Source organism: Enterobacter sp. 120016 (assembly GCF_018383635.1).
In the GTDB taxonomy this organism is placed as follows: domain Bacteria; phylum Pseudomonadota; class Gammaproteobacteria; order Enterobacterales; family Enterobacteriaceae; genus Enterobacter; species Enterobacter asburiae_D.
This window is the reverse complement of the sequence record NZ_JAHAWC010000002.1, coordinates 426,550-446,362: the sequence shown is the minus strand read 5'-3', so window position 1 is coordinate 446,362 and position 19,813 is coordinate 426,550. Positions and strand designations below refer to the sequence as shown.

19 protein-coding genes and 1 riboswitch are annotated in these 19,813 nt (G+C 52.2%); of the genes, 5 read left to right on the top strand and 14 right to left on the bottom strand.

Translation table 11 applies throughout. The annotated features are described in order from the left end of the window. Both KIF87_RS06295 and fbaB read right to left on the bottom strand, forming a co-directional pair. Positions 1–622: DDE-type integrase/transposase/recombinase (locus tag KIF87_RS06295; protein ID WP_502757623.1), on the bottom strand; the 622-nt coding region annotated here is incomplete at its 3' end. Between the two features lie 117 nt (positions 623–739). Beyond that, entirely contained in the window at positions 740–1,792 is a 1,053-nt protein-coding gene (fbaB, locus tag KIF87_RS06290) for a class I fructose-bisphosphate aldolase (protein WP_023312424.1), read from the bottom strand. A 250-nt stretch (positions 1,793–2,042) separates the two neighbouring features. Between fbaB and KIF87_RS06285 the strand changes: the two genes are divergently transcribed. From KIF87_RS06285 to KIF87_RS06275, 3 genes are read left to right on the top strand one after another with little or no spacing between them, the layout of a single operon-like run. Next, positions 2,043–3,320, top strand: coding sequence for a nucleoside permease (locus KIF87_RS06285; RefSeq protein ID WP_032642855.1), 1,278 nt, complete (start codon positions 2,043–2,045; stop codon positions 3,318–3,320). After that, positions 3,317–4,321 carry an ADP-ribosylglycohydrolase family protein gene (locus KIF87_RS06280; protein ID WP_213328227.1) on the top strand — a complete coding sequence of 335 codons (1,005 nt, stop codon included), beginning with the start codon at positions 3,317–3,319 and terminating at the stop codon, positions 4,319–4,321. Before KIF87_RS06285 ends, KIF87_RS06280 begins: the two co-directional genes overlap by 4 nt. Next, a complete protein-coding gene (locus KIF87_RS06275; protein ID WP_213328226.1) occupies positions 4,318–5,271 on the top strand; it encodes a PfkB family carbohydrate kinase in 954 nt (317 codons plus the stop codon). The genes KIF87_RS06280 and KIF87_RS06275 overlap by 4 nt, the downstream gene beginning before the upstream one ends. On the opposite strand, the gene KIF87_RS06270 is transcribed toward KIF87_RS06275, so the two are convergent. From KIF87_RS06270 to KIF87_RS06255, 4 genes are all read right to left on the bottom strand, one after another. Beyond that, on the bottom strand, positions 5,245–5,991 hold the full coding sequence (locus tag KIF87_RS06270) for a GntR family transcriptional regulator (protein ID WP_109845299.1): 747 nt from the start codon (positions 5,989–5,991) through the stop codon (positions 5,245–5,247). The genes KIF87_RS06275 and KIF87_RS06270 overlap by 27 nt on opposite strands. 42 nt (positions 5,992–6,033) lie before the next feature. After that, a complete protein-coding gene (gene thiD / locus KIF87_RS06265) occupies positions 6,034–6,834 on the bottom strand; it encodes a bifunctional hydroxymethylpyrimidine kinase/phosphomethylpyrimidine kinase (protein ID WP_213328225.1) in 801 nt (266 codons plus the stop codon). Further along, positions 6,831–7,601, bottom strand: a complete 771-nt coding sequence (gene thiM / locus KIF87_RS06260; RefSeq protein WP_213328224.1) for a hydroxyethylthiazole kinase — start codon at positions 7,599–7,601, stop codon at positions 6,831–6,833. Before thiM ends, thiD begins: the two co-directional genes overlap by 4 nt. 35 nt (positions 7,602–7,636) lie before the next feature. Continuing rightward, positions 7,637–7,733, bottom strand: a riboswitch (TPP riboswitch). 201 nt (positions 7,734–7,934) lie between these two features. After that, positions 7,935–8,111 carry a DUF3606 domain-containing protein gene (locus KIF87_RS06255; protein WP_071579603.1) on the bottom strand — a complete coding sequence of 59 codons (177 nt, stop codon included), beginning with the start codon at positions 8,109–8,111 and terminating at the stop codon, positions 7,935–7,937. Between the two features lie 234 nt (positions 8,112–8,345). Between KIF87_RS06255 and KIF87_RS06250 the strand changes: the two genes are divergently transcribed. Next, entirely contained in the window at positions 8,346–8,594 is a 249-nt protein-coding gene (locus KIF87_RS06250; RefSeq protein ID WP_163354006.1) for a hypothetical protein, read from the top strand. Between the two features lie 26 nt (positions 8,595–8,620). On the opposite strand, the gene KIF87_RS06245 is transcribed toward KIF87_RS06250, so the two are convergent. From KIF87_RS06245 to KIF87_RS06210, 8 genes are all read right to left on the bottom strand, one after another. Next, a complete protein-coding gene (locus tag KIF87_RS06245; protein ID WP_000761602.1) occupies positions 8,621–8,833 on the bottom strand; it encodes a hypothetical protein in 213 nt (70 codons plus the stop codon). Between the two features lie 62 nt (positions 8,834–8,895). Next, on the bottom strand, positions 8,896–9,912 hold the full coding sequence (locus tag KIF87_RS06240; RefSeq protein ID WP_163354007.1) for a major capsid protein: 1,017 nt from the start codon (positions 9,910–9,912) through the stop codon (positions 8,896–8,898). An 18-nt stretch (positions 9,913–9,930) separates the two neighbouring features. Further along, positions 9,931–10,275 (bottom strand): hypothetical protein, encoded by a 345-nt coding sequence (locus KIF87_RS06235; protein ID WP_063418249.1) that lies wholly within the window; start codon positions 10,273–10,275, stop codon positions 9,931–9,933. A gap of 677 nt (positions 10,276–10,952) precedes the next feature. Next, positions 10,953–13,100, bottom strand: a complete 2,148-nt coding sequence (locus KIF87_RS06230; RefSeq protein WP_213328223.1) for a chemotaxis protein — start codon at positions 13,098–13,100, stop codon at positions 10,953–10,955. After that, the gene (locus KIF87_RS06225; protein ID WP_213328222.1) at positions 13,100–13,483 is read right to left on the bottom strand and encodes a phiTE-211 family phage-derived protein; all 384 of its coding nucleotides are present in this window, start codon (positions 13,481–13,483) and stop codon (positions 13,100–13,102) included. Before KIF87_RS06225 ends, KIF87_RS06230 begins: the two co-directional genes overlap by 1 nt. Before the next feature lie 114 nt (positions 13,484–13,597). Then, positions 13,598–14,071, bottom strand: a complete 474-nt coding sequence (locus KIF87_RS06220) for a hypothetical protein (RefSeq protein WP_213328221.1) — start codon at positions 14,069–14,071, stop codon at positions 13,598–13,600. A gap of 14 nt (positions 14,072–14,085) precedes the next feature. After that, positions 14,086–15,087, bottom strand: coding sequence for a hypothetical protein (locus KIF87_RS06215; protein ID WP_213328220.1), 1,002 nt, complete (start codon positions 15,085–15,087; stop codon positions 14,086–14,088). A 283-nt stretch (positions 15,088–15,370) separates the two neighbouring features. Further along, on the bottom strand, positions 15,371–15,781 hold the full coding sequence (locus KIF87_RS06210) for a hypothetical protein (protein WP_205422099.1): 411 nt from the start codon (positions 15,779–15,781) through the stop codon (positions 15,371–15,373). Between the two features lie 2,987 nt (positions 15,782–18,768). On the opposite strand from KIF87_RS06210, the gene KIF87_RS06205 reads away from it, so the two are divergent. Next, positions 18,769–19,791: a DUF4062 domain-containing protein gene (locus KIF87_RS06205; RefSeq protein ID WP_213328219.1), complete on the top strand. Its 1,023-nt coding sequence runs from the start codon at positions 18,769–18,771 to the stop codon at positions 19,789–19,791. Positions 19,792–19,813: the final 22 nt, after the last annotated feature.

Genomic DNA, 19,813 nt, shown 5'->3' with positions numbered 1-19,813 from the left:
ACGGTGAGCCGTTGTCCATCGTCATCCGGTCCGGCAGGCCGTAACGCTCAAACACGCTGACCAGCTGCTGCTGCACGGTCTCGCGCCGTTCATCGGTACAGTGCGCCAGGCACAGGGAAAAGCGGGAGTGGTCGTCCAGCAGGGTGAGCGGATGGCAGCGGCCGCCGCCAAAGGGAAAGTGGCCCTTAAAATCCATCTGCCAGAGGCGGTTCGGCGCGTCATGTTCGAACCGTCCCGTGGGGGGAATGCCCGGTGAAGCGCCCGGCAGCAGACCATGGCGGGCCATCAGGTTATGGATGGTGCTGAAGGCGGGCATGCGGTGCCCCTGGTCCTCGAGCCAGCGCTTTATCTTGCGGGCGCCCCAGCGCTCATGGCGGTCATGGGCCATGCGCAGCAGGGCTGTGATGTCGTCAGATGAGCGGTTCGGGGAATGGTGCGGTATGCGGGGCCGGTCCTGAAGGCCGGCGGCACCTTCCTCCGCCCAGCGGCGAAGCCACTTGTAGGCGGTGGCAGGTGAAATGCCGAAGCGACGGCAGAGGGAACGGATGTTCGCCCCGTCCTGCGAGGCGAACAAAACAAACTCGGTACGTAATGACATGGTATCTCTCGCATCCCAGGGCATAAGCGACTCCATAAACGGGTTCTTATGCCTTAGTTGTAAGTGTCTACCATGTCCCCGAACAAGTGTTCACTATGTCCCCGGACCGTACACTCCCACAGGGAGAGGGAGATGGAGGCGTCAGGCAATCGTGACTTTGCTATCCAGATAGACGTCCTGCACCGCATTGATCAGCTTCACGCCGTCGGCCATCGATTTCTTAAACGCCTTACGGCCAAGGATCAGCCCCATGCCGCCCGCGCGTTTGTTGATAACCGCCGTACGCACCGCGTCTGACAGGTCGGTATCACCGCCCGCTGCGCCGCCGGAGTTAATCAGCCCCGCACGGCCCATGTAGCAGTTCGCCAGCTGGTAGCGCACCAGGTCGATCGGGTTATCGCTGGTCAGCTTGCTGTAAACGCGATCGTCGGTATAGCCAAAGTTCACCGCCTTATAGCCGCCGTTATTCTCGGCCATTTTCTGCTTCACAATATCCGCGCCGATGGTCGCCGCCAGGTGGTTCGCCTGCCCGGTCAGGTCGGCCGACACGTGGTAATCCACGCCGTCTTTCTTGAACGCGTTATTGCGCAAATACGCCCACAGTACGGTGACCATACCCAGCTCGTGCGCGCGCTCAAACGCCGCGGAGATCTCTTCAATCTGACGACGAGACTGCTCAGAACCGAAATAGATGGTCGCCCCTACCGCCACCGCCCCCATGTTGAACGCCTGCTCGACGCTGGCGTAGAGGGTCTGGTCATATTCGGTAGGGTAGCTGAGGGTTTCGTTGTGGTTCAGCTTCACGAGGAACGGAATGCGGTGGGCATAGCGACGCGAAACCGAAGCCAGCACGCCGTAGGTGGAGGCGACACAGTTACAGCCCGCCTCAATCGCCAGCTCAACAATGTTCTTCGGATCGAAGTAGAGCGGATTCGCCGCGAAAGAGGCGCCCGCCGAGTGCTCAACGCCCTGGTCCACCGGCAGAATAGAGAGGTACCCGGTACCGCCGAGCCGCCCGGTGTTGTAGAGCGTCTGCATATTTCGCAGGACCGCAGGCGGACGGTTGTTATCGATCATCACGCGGTCAACGTAGTCATGACCAGGCAGATACAGCTGGTCGGCTGGAATGGTCATACAACGATGCTGTAAAAGGCTGTCGGCGTCTTTGCCAAGCAACTGCGCAATATCAGTCATGTGATACTCCCGTAAGTCCGACGTCGTGTCGGTGTGTGTTTATCCAGTCCCATCTTTTATGGGCAGACTAAGCCTGGTACCGACTTAACAGATTTTCCACCCTTTGCATTTTTTTTCAGCACAATCTGCTGGCTCGATTCGTGTACAACAAAACTGTTACATTGATCAAACAATCGCCACAAAGGTATTTAAAAGGTATTATTGAGTGGTATGTTAAAGGCGTACCCTCTCTGACATGCAGGATTAAAAAATGAAAACGAAAGTCCAACTGTCATTCATGATGTTTGTTGAATGGTTTATCTGGGGCGCTTGGTTTGTGCCGCTGTGGCTGTGGCTGAGCAAAAGCGGTTTTACCGCCGGGGAAATCGGCTGGTCTTACGCCTGTACCGCCATTGCCGCTATCCTTTCACCGATTCTGGTCGGCTCGCTGACGGACCGCTTCTTCGCCGCCCAGAAAGTGCTGGCGGTGCTGATGTTCGCCGGTGCGATTCTGATGTACTTCGCCGCCCAGCAAACCCAGTTCAGCACCTTCTTCCCGCTGCTGCTGGTTTACTCCCTGACCTATATGCCGACCATCGCGCTGACCAACAGCATTGCCTTCGCCAACGTGGACGACGTCGAGGCCGATTTCCCGCGCATCCGCGTGATGGGCACCATCGGCTGGATCGCCTCCGGGCTGGCGTGCGGCTTCCTGCCGCAGATGCTGGGCTACAGCGACATTTCCGATACCAATATCCCGCTGCTGATGACCGCAGCCAGCTCCGCCCTGCTCGGCGTCTTTGCCCTGTTCCTGCCGAACACCCCGCCGAAGAGCACCGGCAAGCTGGATATCAAAGTGATGCTGGGGCTGGACGCGCTGATCCTGCTGCGCGACAAAAACTTCCTGGTGTTCTTCTTCTGCTCGTTCCTGTTCGCCATGCCGCTGGCCTTCTACTACATCTTCGCCAACGGCTATCTCACCGAAGTGGGGATGAAAAACGCCACCGGTTGGATGACGCTCGGCCAGTTCTCCGAAATCTTCTTTATGCTGGCGCTGCCGTTCTTTACCAAACGCTTTGGTATTAAGAAGGTCTTACTGCTGGGTCTGATCACCGCCGCCATCCGCTACGGGTTCTTCGTGTACGGCGGAGCGGAACAGTACTTCACCTACGCCCTGCTGTTCCTCGGCATTCTGCTGCACGGCGTGAGCTACGACTTCTACTACGTCACCGCGTACATCTACGTGGATAAAAAAGCGCCGGTGCACATGCGCACCGCCGCGCAGGGCCTGATTACGCTGTGCTGCCAGGGCTTTGGGAGCCTGCTGGGCTACCGCCTGGGCGGCGTGATGATGGAAAAAATGTTCGCATACAAAGAGCCGGTGAATGGGCTGACCTTCAACTGGGCCGGAATGTGGGCGTTTGGTGCAATCATGATTGCCGTGATTGCCGTGCTGTTTATGCTGTTTTTCCGCGAATCGGATAAAGAGATCACCGCAATTGAGGTGGTTGATGGCGATGCCGCGCTGACACAAGGGGAAGTTAAATGAAACAAGAACGTGTTCTCGGTGCTCTTTACGGGCAGGCGTTAGGGGATGCGATGGGCATGCCGTCGGAGCTGTGGCCGAGAAAGCGCGTCAAAGCGCACTTCGGCTGGATCGACCGCTTTTTACCCGGCCCGGCAGAGAATAATGCGGCCTGCTATTTCAAACAGGCAGAGTTCACCGACGATACCTCAATGGCGCTGTGCCTGGCGGACGCGATTATTGAGTGTGAGGGAGACATCAACGCGGACGTTATCGGCAAGCATATTCTTAGCTGGGCGCTCGATTTCGATGCGTTTAATAAGAACGTGCTCGGCCCGACCTCCAAAATCGCGCTTAACGCGATTCGCGACGGGAAACCGGTCAGCGAACTGGAAAACAACGGCGTGACCAACGGGGCGGCTATGCGCGCCTCCCCGCTGGGCTGCCTGCTTCCGGCCACGCGTCTGGAGCACTTTGTTGAGCAGGTGGCGCTGGCCTCCAGCCCGACCCATAAATCCGATCTCGCCATTGCCGGCGCGGTCGTGATTGCCTGGGCGGTTTCCCGCGCCGTCGACGGCGAAAGCTGGCAGAACATCGTCGATGCGCTGCCGGGTATCGCCCGCTATGCACAGGAGGCGAAAACCACCACCTTCAGCGCGTCGCTGGCGGCACGTATTGAGCTGGCGCTTAAGACCGTGCGGGAAGCCAACGGGGTTGAGTCCGCCAGCGAGCAGGTGTACCAGCTCGTGGGGGCCGGAACCAGCACCGTTGAGTCCGTTCCGGCGGCCATTGCGATGGTCGAACTGGCGGGAACCGACCCAAACCGCTGCGCCATTTTATGCGCCAATCTGGGCGGCGATACCGACACCATTGGCGCAATGGCGACGGCCATCTGCGGCGCGCTCCACGGCGTGCAGGCGATTGACCCGACGCTAAAAGCCGAACTCGACGCCGTCAACCGGCTCGATTTCGGCCACTATTGCGAGAAACTGCTGCACTACCGGGAGCAAAGGGAGGGCGTATGAATTCATTTGCCCAACGTCTCGACACCCTGCACGCCACGCGTCCGGTAACGGTGCTGGGCGCAGCGGTGATTGACGTCATCGCCGACGCCTACGCCCTGCCCTGGCGCGGGTGCGATATCGAGCTCAAACAGCAGGGCGTGAATATTGGCGGCTGCGCGCTGAATATCGCCATCGCCCTGAAACGGCTCGGCATTACGGCGCAAAACGCTCTGCCCGTCGGCCACGGCGTGTGGGCGGATATCATCCGCAACGCCATGGCGAAGCAGGATCTGCACAGCGCCATCGAGGCCGAAACCGGCGATAACGGCTGGTGCCTGGCGCTGGTGGAGCCAGACGGCGAGCGCACCTTTATGTCCTTTAGCGGCGTGGAGAACCAGTGGCAGCAGCGCTGGCTTGATGTGCTTAACATCCCGTCGAACAGCCTGGTCTATTTATCCGGCTATCAGCTGGCCTCGCCGTGCGGCGAGCTGCTGACGCGCTGGCTGGAGGGGTTGCAGGACGTGACGGCCTTTATTGATTTCGGTCCCCGCATCGCGGATATCCCCGACGCGCTGATGGCGCGAATTATGACCTGCAGGCCGATTGTGTCGCTTAATCGTCAGGAAGCGGAGATCGCAGCCGAACGACTGGGTGTAGCGGCTGAAAATCTGGGTTCGGAGTGGCAGCATCGCTTTGGTGCCGGGCTGATTGTGCGGCATGATAAAGACGGAGCCGCGTGGTATGACGGTGACGTCTCGGGCGTTGTTCCGGCATTTCCGGCCACGGTGGTGGATACCATTGGCGCTGGCGATAGCCACGCGGGCGGCACGCTTGCCGGGCTGGCGGCGGGATGGTCGCTGGCAGACGCCGTTCTGCTGGGGAATGCCGTGGCGTCCTGGGTGGTCAGCCACCGCGGCGGGGACTGCGCCCCGACTCGCGACGAATTATTCCTCGCACACAAAGACGTATAGATCGCTGCGACAGTAGCTGATGCTGTACTCAATCGGCCGGTGCTGTTGGTCAAGCGCGACCTGCTTGATCACCAGCACCGGTATTTTTTCGTCCATCTTAATGTGCGCCTGAAACTCGCTGTCCGGCATGCGGGCGCTGACCCGTGAACGGGTACGCTGCGGAAAAATATTCTGACTGCGGAAGTAATCGTACAGCGAAATGCCAATCGCATCCGCATCGGGAATGAGCCCAACCGGCACCCAGGACTCTTCAATCGACACCGCATCGTCATCCACATAGCGAATGCGCTTGAGCAAAAAGACTTCGCTGTCCGGCGGGATCGACAGGTGGTTTGCGACCTCTTCCGGGCATTTCACCACCCGCTTGTTGACCCATAGCGTATTCGGCTTTTGACCGCGCAGCACCACCTGCTGGGAAAAGCCGCGCGCCTCTTTCAGCGAATATTCAAAGATGTTGTTGATTTGCGTGCCATAGCCACGGGAACGCGTCACCACGCCCTCTTCCTCCAGCGCCTGCATCGCTTTTCGCACGGTGATGCGCGACACCCCGGTTAACTGGCTCAGATCGCGCTCGCCGGGCAAAATATTCCCGTGCTCTAACATGCCGCTTCGCACCGCATTTTTTACCGTTTCGGCAAATTTCAGGTACAGCGGCGTGTTGTCAGGCGCGGCGATCCGTTCATTCAGTTGAGCGATTAACCGGGTATGCGCTTGTTCCATCTCTGTTTTCTCAGGCGTGGTGTTTCCTGCCAGTATACTGGGTTACCACCATGCATGAAAATGATGAACCGGCCCAATACCGTGACCCACTTCCAGAGTATCGGCTTTTGCCAGCGCCGCGGAGAGCCAGATTTTCGCTTCGCGCACCGTATCGGCCCAGCCGTCATGCCGTGGACGCAGCGCCGCCAGCGCGGCAGAGAGCGTACAGCCCGTACCGTGGGTGTTTTTGGTCTGCACGCGCGGCGCGGTAAAGCGTACTTCGCCGTCGCGGGTAAAGAGCCAGTCCGGACTTTCGGCATCATCCAGGTGTCCGCCTTTCATCAGCACCGCGCCGCAGCCCATTGCCAGCAGCGCGTTCCCCTGCGCTTTCATCTCGCGTTCAGTTTGCGCGTGCGATGTGCCCAGCAGCGCGGCGGCTTCCGGCAGATTGGGCGTAATGAGCGCCACCTGCGGCAACAGCTTATTGCGCAGCGTCTCGACGGCGGAGGCGGAGAGCAGCGGATCGCCGCTTTTTGCCAGCATGACGGTATCCAGCACCACGTTTTGTACCTGATAGCGCTTAAGCCGCTCGGCCACCGCTTCCACTATGTCGGTCTCGGCCAGCATGCCGATCTTGGTGGTATCGATGCGGACGTCGCTGAACACCGAATCCAGCTGTGCGGCAACAAAATCCGGCTCAATACGGTAGACCGACTGCACGCCGCGCGTGTTTTGCGCCACCAGCGCGGTAATGACCGAGCAGCCGTACGCGCCAAGGGCCGAGAAGGTTTTCAGGTCAGCCTGGATACCCGCGCCGCCGCTGGGATCGGTGCCGGCAATGGTCAGGGCGTTAATCCGCTTCATGCCTGCTCCTCCAGCATATAGAGCGCATCCAGGAACGCGCTGGCAAAACTGCCTGGCCCACGCGACTGCGCAACGGCGACCGTTCCGGCCCGCTTCATCCATCCGCAGGCGGCGGTGACGTTATCCATCCGATCGCCCGGCAGCGAGCAGCTCGCCGCCACAACGGCAGAGAGCGCGCATCCGGTGCCCACCACGCGCGTCATCAGCGGATCGCCGCCCGTGACCGTGCGGGTACGTTGCCCGTCAGTGATGTAATCCACCTCGCCGGTGACGACCACAACGGCATTGGTCTGGCGAGCCAGCGCCTGTGCGGCGGACACCGCGCTGGCGGCGGTATCGGTCGTATCAACGCCGCGCCCGCCCGCGCTCATTCCGACAAGGGCAAGAATTTCAGAGGCATTGCCGCGAATGGCGGCCGGTTTCAGGGCAAGAATTTGATGGCAAAAACGAGTGCGGAACGTCAGGGCGCCCACGGCAACCGGGTCCAGCGTCCAGGGCTTGCCTGCCGCCACCGCGCTCTCAATCGCCCGGCGCATCGACTGGGCGCGCGGTGAAGTCAGCGTGCCAACGTTAATCAGCAGCACATCGGCGATCGCGGCAAACTGTTCAGCCTCTTCGGCCTCAATCACCATCGCGGGTGATGCGCCAAGCGCGAGCAGAACGTTGGCCGTAAAGGTCTGTACGACATCGTTGGTCATACAATGGGTCAGCGGAGAACGGGTTCGGAAGTGGTGTAATACGTGTAAATCGAGCAGGTCAGGCTGCATGGGTTCGCTCCTGCCTTGCGTGAAGAAGCGATGACCGGGAAGGCATCTGACTTCCCTACGCTGGCATTATCCAGATCAGGTAATACGGGTATTTCTCAGCCTTCACAAAGAAGGGCACCCCGAGTCAAATAAAATAAAATCAAAAGCTTGCGATTAACGTCCCGTTAATCCCTGTTCTGGATCATGCCAGCGGGAAGCCAAAGACACAACCTTAAAAAATGCTCTGTGTCCCAGCTTGTGTCTCAAGTTGTGGCTCACAGTACCAAACACCGAACACAAAAAAGGCCGGGTTTCCCCAGCCTCAACAGCACAGTTGAATATGCCTTCACAAACCTATTTACCTAGATGTGCTCTTACCTTAGCGGTGCCATTACCAACAGCTCTAACAGCAGCCCTAAGCTGAGATTCAGTAACACCCAACGCTTGGGTCCAATATGCTACTTCCCAAGATTCACTCAAGCTGATGAAACGTTTATCTTCTGGCTGCCGACGCTGTAAGTTATCTGCCATTTGGTTTGTCCTGAGTATTACAAGCTTATGCCTGCATACTACCTATATGACTTCTCTACCGCTTCGTAAACGGTCAGTTATCAAACAATTGACACTGGTCATAAAACCAGTAAAAACTTTTTTCCGAGCTTGCTAATCTTGCCGCTTCGTTTCTATCATAACCACTACATATTGTGTTTATTGATATAACAAATACAATATATCCAAAAATCCATCCTGTGAATAGGTGTTGAAATGGCGAACAATGATAAGCAATCCTCGAAAGATGTAGCACATCTGGCAGCAGAGACTCTAAACAACCCAAACGCCTCTGCGATTCAGAAAAGTTTAGCGGGTTCGGTGCTATCACAAGTAGGAACAAAAAATCAGACTGGCGCAAACATGGAAGCCAAAGCATCCGCAGCACTGAAAAACCCACGCTCAAGCGAGGTTACTAAAACCTTAGCTGGTTCGGTTGTTTCCCAATCGAATAAAAAGCGCTAAAAAAAAAGCCGGGATTAACCCGGCTCTCATGTTTTCAGTTTTCGTTGTCGCTGTTCGCTCAAGTAGTACCTGATAGCGCTGTCGAATCCATGCGTATGGATGCGGTCAAGAAGGCTGGAACGACTACACTCAAGCCTGCGTGCTAACGCTGACATGTTGATGATCGCATCATCGCCTTTACCGTCCAGAATCCACTGCATCAGCGGCATGTTGCCAGTACCGATCAAAGCTAATTTCATATGTATCTCCTCTTCTTTGCCTCGCCAGCAGCGGGGGCAATGCGCCCCCAAAATCCGCTGTCTTACGCTGCGTCGTCCATAGTGACCTTCAGAACGAAGTCCGGACGCATTGGGATCTGAATCTGTGATAACTCACTGACCACCTCATAGTTCATGAACTTATCACGCAGAACGTAATGGTAAGACGGATAAACCGGACCATTAGCAACTTCAGCATGACGGCTCGCCGGAGTCTGATAAGTCATATAAGGTGAAAGGTCGCCTTCAACAACATTGGAGAACGTCGCCAGCATGTAGCCTTCACCATCTGCAATGCCGTATAGCGGATCGTCAACCTGCACTACAGTTACGCGCCCAATGTTGTATCGATCATATGCGCCCAAAGTGTCAGGGAAAATGATGTCACGGGACGTAGCACCAAACAGAGCCGCCTGATATGCGGTTGGGTTGCCTTGAATGGCGGTGAAAAGACTCGGACTCGCCAGCAGATAAACCTGCTTGATGCTGGAAGACCAGCCACCCAGATTTTTCTTCAGTAGCGTGACAGCATTCTGCATCTCAGTAATGACGTTGGCACTGATGCCAGTTTTCACCACAGCAGACGGCTGGTTAATACCCCAGAACTGGTCCCAGTGAATGGTTGGGCCTTCGCGTAAATGCGTTGCTTCAGTCACGTTATGCAAAAGACTCTGCGCCATCTGGAATTCTACGTCACGGCGGGTTTGCAGGTAGTGCTTCAGGGTATGACTAGCAACTACATCTTCAGCGGTCATCTGGCGATTTGTTCCCGGCTGACGTTTCCCCTGCCAATCCTGGCTAGTGATGGTTGAGCTGTAGACATGCAGTGGAGCCTGAACGGTCACGTTAGCCGCTTTAGGGAAGTTTAGACCCGACATTTCAGAACCATAACGGGCAACTGATTTAGTCACTTCACGCTGCACATCTTCCAGTGTGTCGAGCGCGATGATTTGTGTGTCACTTGGACGGCTGGTAAAGATCCCCAGGCTGGACAGAAGGAACCCCTCGCCGCTTGGCTTCACGAACTGACCGGAAAGGTTAGTAAAATCACTTAATTTCATATTGTTATCTCTCCTTGATTAGATTGCGGTGTTTGCGTCAGCAATGCGGTTGCCTTGCTTAACGAGGGCAGCGTAAGCAGCATCTTTCGCAGCACCCGCTACAACCAGACCTGATGGATTGAACACGCATTGGGTATCACTGATAACAAGGCTACGGGCATCGCCAGCGACTTGATTTTGCAGAGCTACAGCACAGTTATCAGCATCGGCTGCAACGTATGCCGCGCCAGTGGTCGGGTTAATCACATCACCACAAGTCACGTCAGCAGCCAGATCAAGGATTACGGTGCGCTTATGAAAGATCGGTGAATCGGTATAAACCAATACATCCTGTGGGGTTTTGCTTTCGTATTCGAATGCCATATTTTGTATCTCCATACAGTTTTTATAATCCGGCGAATATGCCGGGTAGAGTTGAAAAAATGCCGTCCATCGGACGGCATTTTTTTATTCGTGTTCCATGCAGAAAAAGAGCCGGAGGCAGGAAAACGCCTGCCCCGGTTGGTAGATCATCGGAGATGATGAAATTCACCCGTTTACGGGTTAGCAACATGCATTGCTAATCGCTTCACGATGGTGTCTTCTGATGGAGAGATTTGAAAGCATGATCGATAGGTCACGCTTCAGGAATGAGGGAGCACAGCAGCGGGAGACCTCATATCTTCGCTGCCGCACTCAATGCCAGTTTTCGTCTGGCAAGACGGCCTTCCGAGGATGAAAGGGCTTTGGCAAATCCCCGTCCAAGGTCGGAGAAATTCTTTTCTGATACAGCCAGCGGCAATGGCCTAACCTTACCGTGAGAGGATGCGGATATTGGCTGTATGAGAAAAGGCCCGCACGGTGTTCACACAGGCACTTTAAGTAAGGAGAAAGAATGACAACGGCTGTTGTACGCACATACAATTAAAATCATCACCCTATGCAATCATTTTAACACGAATGATTATCATTTGCAACAAAAAAAACAATAACATGGCGAATTTAACGGCCCTCTCTCGTGTGGGCCAATTTACTGCGTCATTTTTGACGGGACGATGATTTTAGTCTGCAATCCCAAGGATGAGGTTATTCTGCGCCTGGTTGTTTTCCCTTATCTTGGTATCAACCAGCCCTGCGATCTTATCGTCATGGACAAACACATCCATCTGCTGATTAATGTTCGCTTGCCCGGTAACACTGACAGGGATCGGCTGTCGCTGCGTCATGCTGTCAATTGTCGGAACCGTAAACGTTGGTTGCTGAGGTTGTAGTGTCAGATAGTTCAGGCCAGGAACGTTTAATGCTAGCGCTGGATCGTTATACGCCGTGCCTGTGCCGATATTGCTCGGAGCGGAACTATCCAGCCATGGGTAAATCTGTTTCAGAGTCTGACCGATGCTACGTGGATCAAAGCCGGTCTTTTCCTTAATCCAATCGGCAGCACCGTTTGCGGAGTCATCTACCACGCTCGTATAAACCGCATCCGGCAATGTCGCGCCTTTCTTGAGTTCTTCACCGACTCGACCAGCGAAGGAGAGAATGTTGGTGGTTAGCTCACCAAGTGCAACGCCGAGGGCATCGGAAATTGGGATCAATCCAGTCATATTCTGACGTAGAGTGTCAGTATTGGCAGCGTACTGCCCCAAGCCTTCAACAAACGAGGCTGAGAAATGATCTGCAAGGCTGGTTTGCACTCGGTTGTACTCAGCACCCAATGACGCCAGCTTATCGAGGTTGGCTTGCTGTGCATCAGATAGGGTCCATCCTTCAGAAGCGAGTTGATGCATACGCTGGATAAGTCCCTGCCCCTCATCATTGAACACTTCGAGGAAGACCGAACCATCATTCACAGCCTCAGCCAGGTGCCGGGTCTGGTTGTCCGTCCATTTGAAAGTTTTCTGCAACTGTTTCAGGTAAGTGATGAAGGTCGGAAAATCCAGCTTTTGCAGTTCTCCGATCACCTTCTGTGCTACCTTCTGGTTGCCGTTGGTGGAGGTCAGCACATTGTTGATGATATCTGCGAACTCGCCACCGCCGCTGAAATTCACCTGTCCAGTTTTCTTGTTACGTTTGAAAGAGCCGGTGTTCAACAATTCCCCGGCCTTTTCGGTTGTGTCCTTGTTGAGGTCAGCCAGCTTGTCAGCACTCAGTGAGTAACCAACACGGCTCATCGAGAGATCCTGAAGTGCAGCGAACTCAAGGTTGCTGATCCCGTACTGCTGGAGTTTTTTCACATCGCGAGAACGCTCAAGGCTTCCCTGGAGGGTCTGACCGACACGAGAAACGCCCATACTACCCACTAACGACGCACCACCGATAACACCAGCGGCTGCAAGACCTGCCCCCCCACCACGACCATCTGTGCGTACACGACCAGCACGAACACCTGCGGCTTTCTGCTCACGGGTAATACGCTGTTGCAGACGAGCCTGCTTGCGTAATTCTGTGGTGATACGAGCCATTTCGAAGCGGGTTTCTTCAACCGTATAGCGCTCTTCTTTCTGGGCTTTAAGTGCCTCTTTTGCTGCACTGATGGCTTTGTACCTGGTAGCAACGTCAGCGCCGTTCACGTTTGCCAGAGTCAGAGCCGACTTTCTCAAGCTGTTGTAGTAGGTTACTTCACGTTTGAGTGCTGCTTCTTTCTCACGCTGGAGCTTCTCTTCCAGGGCCATCGCCTTTTTGGTGGCTGCGATGTCAGCAGCAACAGCGCCGTGACCACGGTTCATTGCTTCAGTCTGACGTGCCACCAGAGATGGATCGGAGTGAACTCCAGGCATGTTGGGATTGTAGGTCATCGCTCGTGATCTGGCTGCGGCCTGCACTTTTGCAGATATCGCCGCTAGTCTGGCAGATTGACGAGCTGCCTGCTCCTGCTGAGATAACTGGCGAGCCTGTAATGAGGTCATTTTATTGGCGTGGGCGATTGCGTCCCGCTCCATTTTGGCTTGTATCTGAGCTTGTTTCTGTTGCTGTTTTGACAATTGTTCAGCCTGGCGTAGCTTCGCTGTCTGGGCTTTCGCTGCGGCTAGTGCTGCTTTGCCTTCGCTCTGAACGGTCCGCTTCTGGGCCTTCTCAAGCGCTTTAGCTGGTTTCTCATGAGCAGCCTTAAGCGAAATAATCTTCTTTTTGGCTTTTTGATATGAGGCATCGTCTGTGATCCACGAGATTTCATTAACGGTGCTGGTAACAATCTTATTTGTGCCAGACATCACACCCCCTGATTGATATCGTAACCCAGACGGTCAAGCGCGGCGCGTTGTTCAGGTGTTAGCTCATCAAGACTTGCCTTCATCATGAGACTTACCGGACGCAGATTAGCGCTATAACCTTGGGCCTGGTGGCACAGAGCGATCCCTTTTTCCTTTATGGTCTTTGCTTTCGGGGTTGACTTGCTGACTGTTGCAGTCGAAGCGGCCAGATATCCCTCGATAGCATCAGCCAGAACCTGATCGGCGCTTTTATTCAGATCTCCGCTCTCCGGTTCGGCAGCGGCCTGCATTGCAGCGAGAATATCGGCGCGGATGTCGTTTACGTTTTTCATTTTTTTGGTGTCTCCAAAGTAGGATTTTTGTCGCAAGGCGATGACGGGCAACGTCACTGCTTCGCAGCAAGAGGATCAGCCCATCACGGGCACAGCGATACGCCAGCCAGACAACGGGCAGGTAAGAAAAGATTGCTTCAAAGTTCATTGGCTCCCGATGTGGGATTATTTGGATTTACGCTTAGTGCGCTTCTTCTTCACTGTCGGCAGCTTGCAAATATTGGCGAAAACGTCTGGGTAGTACCCCAACATTTCAGCGTCGGTGATCCCTGCATTGTGAAGGTAATATCGAAGGCTGACGTATGACAGACCATCGCAACGCTTGCGGATCTGTTCCGGGTGCATCCGATGTGACCACATTTCACGGACAAATTCTGTCCGGGTTGTCGGTGTCATCATCGCCCAGGTCACCGCTTGTTTTTGACGTGCGAGCCGCCAGACTTCAGCGAACGGAAGATCTAGTGTATTAGCGACAATTTGCGGTGAAAACCCACGATTCAATAGCAAACGAGCTTTTCTTTGCGTTTCCGGATCAGATGGTTGAGACCGGGATTTGTATGTCGGGTTCTCCAGGATGGAGAACAGGCGAGAAAGCTGATTTTCTTCTTCGGCGCTTAGGCCGTTGGCAACATCACACAATATTCCTCCAAATGTTAAAACGGATAATCTGCTGATTCTTCCTCTTCTTCGTCAGCGGCTGTTGAAGGGTCAGATGGTTGTGGTTGTGGTTGTGGTTCTGATTGTGGTTTGGATTGACTATCCAAGAGTGGGTTTATAATCTCCAGCGCTCTCCATATCTCATGTTTCTCCTCTTCTTCAGACGTTGCACCTCGTAAACGCGCCCATGCTTTCGCCTCAGGAACTAAGTCACCATTACCTTTAAACGCAGCACGGAACCAAGCAGGCCTGCCATTATCATTACTGCCTTTTTCAGGCTGATCATTCATCACTGAATGATTACTACCGGATAAATCAGCATTGTTGCCAGCATCCACAACAGGTAAAGGTTCTCCGACTCCAGCAACAGGCGCGGCAGTCTCAGGGGCATCAGTAACGGGTTGCTGTTCGTCTTGATCATTTCTCTCCTCAATGAGTGTTTCAATATTCCACCCAAGCGCGGCTAATTTCTCAGTCGCAATCTGAAAAGCAAATTGCATCGCCTCTTCATCAGAGAGATCACGATTTGCGATAGTTTTTGCCATCACCTTGATCCCACGGTTAACTGCACGGGGATCAACTTGTCCGGACTTCTTCAGCAAGGAATTGAGCTGTGATTTTTTCAGCGGCTTAACTTGTGGTGTCACTGGTGCATCAGTCATGCTAGACACGATGATATCAATCGGCGTACAGGTGTACGTATTGCGCCAACCGTCCTTGTACGGCTCTTTACCCACATCCAGAAGGCCCAGCGCTTGCAGTTTATCGATCCTCTCCTGTGCTACTGAGACGGCTCGGCCCATCTCCTTAGCTATTGTTTTAATGCTCTGGTAACACTTCTTGCCCTGCGCCTCGAAGGTGTAAAAGTGATTGAACCACTGTAGATCAACAGCAGCGACACGCATCACAACTCCGGAAGGTGTAATGATGTTTTTGATACCTTTTAACGGGCTGGCGGCTTGGTCAAAATTAGGCTTAGCTTCTACTGTCTCGGTCATGTTGTTCTCCCTGTGGGTTCGTCAGTGGTTGTTCGTTGCGTTTCTGAATGTGTTTCGCCAGGTTCTGGCACATGTTCCGGATCATCCTGGGAACAGGCATCCCCAAACGGTCAGACTCTTCGCGTAAAATTGCATATGTTTCATCGTCTAATGACAGTTTCAAAATTCCCTCCGAATGCATAAAAGTGATCGCCCCTGCGATCGTGGCATTGATCAGGGGTGAGGAGCCGTTTTACGGCGATTTCGTTTGATGGCTAGTGCCAGCGGGTCTTAAAAACGAGGGTTAGCGGTGTTTCTCGGGATCAACACCATACTTCTTAAGATCTTCGCGAGCCTCGGTGAGAATAAGCGCTAATACCTGTTTCTCATGCAGGGCAATTCCCACGCGATCACGGTACAGGCAGATATACCCATTGATGACATCTGAGAAGATATCAGTTACCTCTTCCCCTGCGGCTATACGGGGATTTACAGGCTTGAGAATGGTTTTTATTGCCTGGCGGTAACGAGCGTTACGCTTCTGCTCCAATTTGTACTGACGGAGCATTTCAAGGGCTTTCTTGGTGTTTCGCTTATTCGTACCAACACGGTTTTGGAAGCTATAAAGCGCAGAGGTAGTGGTGATGTTATGGACTAAGGCGTTAAAGATTTCTTCGGCAGTTGCGACTTTAAAGTCGATGGCGGCTGTTCTCAAATGTTCTCCTATATTCGGATTAATGTTTATTCATTCAGTATGTACATATTAACAGTTAAAACGAGTTTTGTCAAGTTTTGTTTTTATGTTTACTGATAAGTCAAGGATATTTTTGTAAATACTGTATTCGAGGCGGTCTTATACTATAAATTTAGATCTATTGTCAAGAGATTTGTTTGTGTGGCGTTCTCAGACACCCTAGATTCAACGCAGCAAGTGAAGCAGTACAAAGTCACCAACAATAAGAGAAAGGCGCTCAGAACGCGATACAGAGCCGCTGTGCGGTATAAAGGAATGCTCGCGCCGCCCCGGAGTGAACCGGACAGATGCGAGGCAGTCCTCTACGCCGTGCTCCGATCCACATATGGCGAACAAGTTCGCATACCCACACAGAGCAGCGTTACACGCTGTTGCCGTAGGCTGTCGAGTTACCCGAGTCGCAGAGCGTAGCGATGGGTTAACGAGGGTTAGAAGGTCACGAGATGACGGGTCTGTTCACGTCATCGAAGAGAGCTTCTTACCACACACATATCTGAAGTGGCACAGCCCTTCAGAGCGCGATAAGACATCACTCCTTTAACACCACCAACAAAATAGACGCATGTCTATTCCTGCCTTTGACCTTAAGGTCTAAGGTCTTAGGTTGGATCTTGTCAAAGATTTTGTAAGGATCTTGTATGGGTCTTGTTGTTACTGGTAATAACCGGTAATGCTTCCACTGTAATAACCGGTATACCCCCTCGGTAATAACCGGTATACCCCCTCGGTAATAACCGGTATACCCCCCCCCTCTCTGGCAGAAGACACCGTGCAACAATACCCCGCCCACCGTCTGGCAGTACATGAAAATAAATGCCGGAAATTCAACTTTAATCACTGCCATTTCGCCGTAAATGCGTCGTGTTGTCACTGTCTCACCTGTGAGATGTGGTAACCGTTATGGTGTAAGGTATACAACGAAGCCAGTAATGGCGCACCCTCGGCAGATCCGTCATCTGTGGCGCAGCTAAACAGAACCACCGATCCGCTCTCCAGACCTAAAAATAATAATTTCTCGTGCAAAATCAACTGAAAACCCTCCATTTCTTGGCCTGTGGGAGCCTCTCAGCGGGGCGCTGTGCTATCGGTCTGTCAGTTTACAATTGTGTGGAGATGACGCGCTGTAGCGCTTCTGGTGGAGCATACGGGGCTATTGGTGGGTTGGCTGTTTACATTGTTGTGGGAAATGGTACGAAACAGTGGCGGCCTGGCTCGGTGAATATCACCAGGTGATGGCAGACCTTCAGCCCGTTGTGGTAACGTCGCCGTAGTAGCCCTGTATCTGCTGCGAATAGAAAAATGTGCTTTTATGGCATTTGATGCACTGGCAACTTCAAAGGCCTGAAACCTGAAATTGTGTGGTGACCAGCCAAACTCATCCAAAATCCTTGAACAAGAGAACTCACCTCAAATCCTCCCGATTGCTTTCCTTCTGTTGATGAGATCGCTGTCGTGTACCCCGCTTCGCATCAACTCTCCGAAAAGCAATACCTGACCATTTTAGTCAAGTACTTATAAGAACCATTATGTTAAATAGACCAGAAAACGAACAGTAAAATGCTCAGTTGTGGCAAGTTTTCCCTGTTGTGATGGCCTATGGGATGAAGTGGTTAAGTGCATTGCTGGGAGTGTCGGCTGTAGGATATTTTGTGAACATTCTAGTTTTTTTCTGAGGGCCTGGGCTGGCGGTCTAACAGATCACCAACTGTTACGGGTACATTTTCCATAGGGGGATGTAAACTGAAGAACAGGACTCGACCGGACAGGTAAGTAAATGTATCCAATCAGCGATTTTGCGTACGGCATGCTTTCGATTGTCATTTTGTACGTTACAGTTGGCTTAATCTTCCAAGCGATCAAAAAACCCTTACTCGCATTAAGGATGGTCTTAATGATTATGATCCCTTTGATTACAACCTGGATCTCTATCATTTTCGTGGACCGTAGCTTTAGTTCGATAGACGGGGATAGGACTGCACAGACATTAGTTTCCATCTTGGCGGGGATACTGATTTTTTTTCTCAGCAGGCACATCATTAGCAAGTTGCTAGGTTTTAAAAAGGACTGAAGCTGCTGAAGGTCTTTACATGAGCACGGCCCATATGAGGTACATTTCTGGTCCCATCCTTACGCTTATCTAGATATTAACTATATGTTGCACGCAAATATCAAAACGACTGACAACATCTATTATTTTTATAAAGATTGCGCGACTTCATGTTGCGAAATTCTGACTCCCCGTTGAAGAAATCAGCACTCGATCAAATTTTGAATTTTTTTTCTTAATTATTGACATGTCTTCCAGGCCTTACGGTATGAGGACTTAGCCTTTTTTATCCTTTCACAACCTCAATTTAACGTCAAAATCAACCCTTGTGCTGAAAAGATTCGATACTAGAATACTCACCATGTAGTGTAAGTTTTTTGATTCAAGCACTACATATTGTATTCATGCTTAGATTATATGCATAAAAAAACCGGGAGCACGTATGTGAACCCGGTCTATGAAGCACGACCACCATGAGTCTGCAAACTCATAACGATTGTTAGCCTCGACATCATTCTTGACAGTCTGATTGTGCCCGGCTTGGTTGGTTGTGTAAACCTTAAAATGAACGCTCATAAGGAGCATTGCATGACCATTTGTAAACAGTCACACCGTTACAATACTCTTTTCATCAGCTTACCTCACGATCAAGGTGGTGAAGGTCGCCATAAATGTTGCGGCTGCGCTTACGATCAGGGTTACCGCGCTGGCTTGGCTCGCACGGGACAGGTTTGGGTAGACTTAGCCGCCTTACCTGATAGCCAGGCGGGAACCGTTCGCCACAAAAGTCCTCAAGCAGCGTTCGCTGATGGTTATCGTGATGGTGTGCGTGAATCCTACCGTCACGCTGGTTAATGTTGAATGAAGGGGCTCATGCCCCTTCCTCTTTTAAGGGATAAAAATGGATAAACGTTACCAGGTATTCGTAAGTTCAACTTTTACGGATTTAGAAGAAGAACGGAAACACGTCATACAAACTCTGATGGAAATGGATTGCATTCCAGCAGGCATGGAGTTGTTCCCAGCAATCGATGATGGCCAATGGGAATTCATAAAAAAAGTAATTGATGACTGTGATTATTATCTGCTGATCATTGGTGGTCGTTATGGCTCTGTCGCAGAAGATGGTTTAAGTTACACCGAAAAGGAATTCGATTACGCAGTTTCAAAAGGTTTACGCGTCGTTGTTTTGGTACATGAGAATCCGGAAAATCTACCTTTAGCCAAATCTGAAAAAGATTCTCAACTCAGAGAGAAGCTAGCTGCATTCATAGAGAAGGCCTCCACCAATCGTCTCAGGAAAACATGGGCAACAGCCAAAGATTTACCCGGGTTGGTTGCTTTAAGCATGAGTAAAACGATGAAAACTTATCCAGCAATCGGATGGGTAAGAGCCAACCTAACTTCATCTGAAACTGATTTACGGGCTATCGTTGATTTACAAAAAGAGAATGAATGGTTAAAAAGTGAACTAGCAAAAGCAGCTTCAACTCGTAGCCAAAGCCTTGATTTAGATTTAGCGGATTTCGATGACGTTTTCGATTTTAATTGCCAGTCGAATTTTCCTAGAGGGCAATATACTACTGGCGGTACAAAAATATGGTCGGTCAGCATGAAATGGAAAGACATTTTTCATGCTATATCCCCATACCTCACACGGTATTTTTCCGAAGCAAACGTCTCGTCTATTATCGCCCAGAGAGCTCAACAGGTTGCTGATAAAGGTGGTACATCAGCAAAAGTGTCCTCTCAAGATCTTAAGACCATAGGTGTACAGTTGAAAGCTTATGGCCTAATAAAAATAGAATTTTTGAAAACAACCGATGGGAGCATGAACACTTTTTGGTCATTAACAGAATCCGGAGAAACTGAAATGCTAAAAACCAGAACGATAAAAAAACAAAGTCAAGTGTCTTCCGAATAGCTTGTTTTGATTTCGCCCCATT